Origin of the sequence: Streptomyces sp. NPDC002669 (assembly GCF_042889165.1) — a bacterium.
Taxonomy (GTDB): Bacteria; Actinomycetota; Actinomycetes; order Streptomycetales; family Streptomycetaceae; genus Streptomyces.
Genome location: NZ_JBIAQQ010000069.1, coordinates 1 through 3,441 on the forward strand (window position 1 = coordinate 1; position 3,441 = coordinate 3,441).

Below are 3,441 nucleotides of genomic sequence, written 5' to 3' on the forward strand. Positions count from 1 at the left end.
AAGCTCACCACGCTCCGCCCGGAGCAGGCCGCGTACATCGGTGTCGAGGTCGAGGGCCCCTACAAGCCCGACCACTACCGCTACTGACCCCACCCGCCGGCCACCGCCCGGCACCGGCCGGCCGGTGACCACCCGGATGGTCACCACCGGTCGGTGACGAACGGCCACCGGCGACCGGAACGGTCTCAGCAGCAGTGACGAACGCAGGCCCCCGCACCCCCGTGTCGGGGGCCTGCGCCGTACCGCGCCCGCTCAGCCCGAGGACCCCAGAAGGACCCCATGCCCCGCGGCCGATATTCGATCCACGATCTCCACGATCACACCCCCCTCGGCGAAGAGCACTTCCAATGCGCCCCCGGCCCCTCCGGCTGGCGCTACATCTCCCGGACCACCGCCCCGTCCGGTGATCACCTCGGCTCCGTCGATCTCACCCTCGACGAACTCGGCCGCCCCATCCGCCTCGAACTCCACGCCGCGAGCTGGCAGGTCCGCGGCGCCGCCCTCGAAGGCGTCACCTGGGTCCGCACCGACCCGACCGGCACCCACGCCACCGAAGGCAATGTCCCCGCCCACGCCTTCACCGGCACGTCCCCCGCGTTCCTCATCGCGACCGCACGGCTCCTGCGCCTCACCCCCGCCTCGCCCGCGACCCGCGTACGCCTGGTCGCCTTCACGGATCCGGTCCTCGCACCCCGGACCGTCGACCAGTCCTGGGCCCTGGTGAACAGTGAAGCGCACACCACTGACAACGGCCCGCTGACCGTGGACGAATACCAGGTCAGCGCCCTGGACACCGGCGAGCGGCACACCGTTCACATCGCCGGTGACGTGGTTCTGGCAGCCCCCGGCATCGAACTGGAGGACCTGGACTCTCCGCCCTCGTACACCTGAGAGAACGGTCGGCTCCTCGGGCACACGGGGAGTCCCCGGCCGGCGATGCTTCTCAGGCGGCCGCCCCCGGGCAGTCGGCTCCCGGGCCGGCAGCTCTCAGGCGGGCGGGGCGAAGCCGGTGGCGGCGGGCGGCGACGTCCTGTCGTCCACGGCCCCCGCGTCCCGTCCCGGCCCCTCCACGTCAGCGGACCGCCCCGGCGCACCAGCCCCGAAGCCTTCCGCGACGGGGCCGGACACCACCGGCGCCCACCCGGGAGCCACGCCTGCGGGCTCCCCGGAACCACCGGGACGCACGGCACTCTCCCGACTCTCCAGTGCACCGCTTTCCCGGGCACTCTCCTGAGCCGCGACGAACATCCGCCGCGCGTCCCGCGCCTGCCGCTCGTTCACCACCGCGGCCAGGTACGCCCCGGCCGGCACCCCCTCCGGCGCCGGAACCCCGGTCCGCCCCGCCAGCTCCCCGGCCAGCCGCTCCGCCATCGCCCCGCCCACCTGCGCGTCGAGCTGGTGCATCCGGGTCAGGTACTGGCGGACGGCCAGCCACAGGGAATCCGGCACCCCCGACAGGTCCAGCCCCGCGAACCGCCCGACCAGCCACGGCGGCGGAGGCGGCACAGCGGCCGCCCGCGAGGCCGGCACCCGCTCCCGTACGACCAGGGTCCCCGCGAACACGTCCCCGAGCCGCCGTCCCCGGGCCGACACCAGCGAGGCGACGCAGGCGACGACCCCGAGCGTCAGCAGGATCTCGACGACCCCCACGGCCCCGCGCACCAGCGCGTGCCGGAACCGGATCGGCCCCCCGTCGTCCCGGACCACCCGCAGCCCGCACGCCAGCTTCCCCAGCGAACGCCCATGGCTCAGCGTCTCCACCGCGATCGGCCCGCCCACCAGCACCAGCAGGAAACTCGCGACGGACACCGCCGCGAGCGCCGCGTCGTCCAGCGTCGCCGTCGCGACGGCCAGCCCGATCGACACCAGGACGAACGCCGCCCCCACCACGGCGAGATCGATGGTCACCGCCAGCGCCCGGCTCGGCAGTTTCGCCGGCCGCAGCCCCAGTACGACCGCGTCCCCGGTCACGAGCTCACTCATCGCCGCCCCATCCTTCGCCGATCGTCCCTGCCCCTCGGGCCCTCAGTCTGCCAAGCTGGCCCGCAGCGCGCCGCCGCCGTAGTACGAACCCGTACGCACCCATGCCTGGAGCAGCAGCCGAACATGGATCTCGACGTATTCGTGACCGCCCACCGTGCCGAGTGGGACCGCCTGGACCAGCTCCTGCGTCGCGGGCGCCGCCTCACCGGCACGGAAGCCGACGAACTCGTCGAGCTCTACCAGCGCACGGCCACCCATCTCTCGCTCCTGCAGTCCAGCGCCCCGGACCCGATGCTCACCGGCCGCCTCACCCAGCTCGTGGCGCGCGCCCGGTCCACGGTCACGGGCACCCGCCGAGCCTCCTGGCGCGATGTCACCCGCTTCCTCACCGCCGGTTTCCCCGCCGCCGTCTACCGCTCCCGGCACTGGTGGATACCCACGGCCGTGCTCTCCACGGTGCTGGCAGCGGTCATCGGCTGGTGGATCGGCACGCACCCGGAGGTCCAGTCGGCCATCGCGGCCCCCGACGACCTCCGCCGCCTCACCAGCCCCGGCGGGGAGTACGAGACGTACTACTCCAGTCACCCGGCGGCGTCGTTCGCCGCCCAGGTGTGGACGAACAACGCCCAGGCCGCGGCCATGTGCCTGGTCCTGGGCGCGTTCCTCTGCGTCCCGGTGATCTGGATCCTCTTCGTCAACGTGCTCAACCTCGGGGTCGGCATCGGCCTGATGTCCTCGGCGGGCCGGCTCGACACCTTCATGGGGCTGATCCTTCCGCACGGCCTGCTCGAACTCACCGCCGTCTTCGTCGCCGCGGGCACGGGACTGCGCCTCGGCTGGACGGTCATCGACCCGGGCCCGCAAACCCGGCGCTCGGCCCTCGCCCAACAGGGCCGGGCCGCGATCGGCATGGCCATCGGCCTGGCCCTGGTCCTGTTCGTCTCGGGCGTGATCGAAGGCTTCGTCACCCCTTCCGGCCTTCCGACCTGGGGCCGCGTCACCATCGGCATCGGGGCGGAGCTGGCCTTCCTCGCCTACGTCTACCTCCTGGGCGGCCGAGCGGCACGCGCCGGCGAGAGCGGCGACGTCGAAGCCGCGGAACGCAGCGCCGAACTCCCCGTCGCCGCCTGATGTGCGTACGGCCCCGCTGACCTGCTAGTCTCCTCTTCGCCCAGGAAGCTGTTGACACGGCGGATCTGGGGAGGTAGATTTTAACGGTTGCCTCGGACTGGACAGGTTCGAGCCCGACAGTTAATCTCTACATCGCTCTCACCGGAAACGAGATTTCCGCAGAGCCGTCGATCCTCTTACTTCGAATCATGAAGCCGATTTTTCGGCAGAATTTTTCTGGTAAAGTCTGGATCCGCCGAAAGGCAAAAGACCACTTCGACGGTCACCGAGAATTCGGAATCCGGTCCGGAAACGGAACGGGAAAAGGTTCTGGTAGAGTCGGAAGGG

Annotated in this window: 4 protein-coding genes; 3 read left to right on the forward strand and 1 reads right to left on the reverse strand. The window is 71.7% G+C overall.

All coding sequences use genetic code 11. The features are described from left to right. Both ACFYW1_RS38895 and ACFYW1_RS38900 read left to right on the forward strand, forming a co-directional pair. Nucleotides 1–87: adenosylhomocysteinase (locus ACFYW1_RS38895; RefSeq protein WP_362693304.1), on the forward strand; the 87-nt coding region annotated here is incomplete at its 5' end. Between the two features lie 192 nt (nucleotides 88–279). Further along, nucleotides 280–891 carry a hypothetical protein gene (locus tag ACFYW1_RS38900; protein ID WP_389004552.1) on the forward strand — a complete coding sequence of 204 codons (612 nt, stop codon included), beginning with the start codon at nucleotides 280–282 and terminating at the stop codon, nucleotides 889–891. Between the two features lie 96 nt (nucleotides 892–987). Here the strand turns inward: ACFYW1_RS38900 and ACFYW1_RS38905 are convergent, their stop codons facing one another. Beyond that, nucleotides 988–1,983 carry an RDD family protein gene (locus tag ACFYW1_RS38905; protein ID WP_389004554.1) on the reverse strand — a complete coding sequence of 332 codons (996 nt, stop codon included), beginning with the start codon at nucleotides 1,981–1,983 and terminating at the stop codon, nucleotides 988–990. Between the two features lie 123 nt (nucleotides 1,984–2,106). On the opposite strand from ACFYW1_RS38905, the gene ACFYW1_RS38910 reads away from it, so the two are divergent. Next, entirely contained in the window at nucleotides 2,107–3,114 is a 1,008-nt protein-coding gene (locus ACFYW1_RS38910) for a stage II sporulation protein M (protein ID WP_389004556.1), read from the forward strand. Nucleotides 3,115–3,441: the final 327 nt, after the last annotated feature.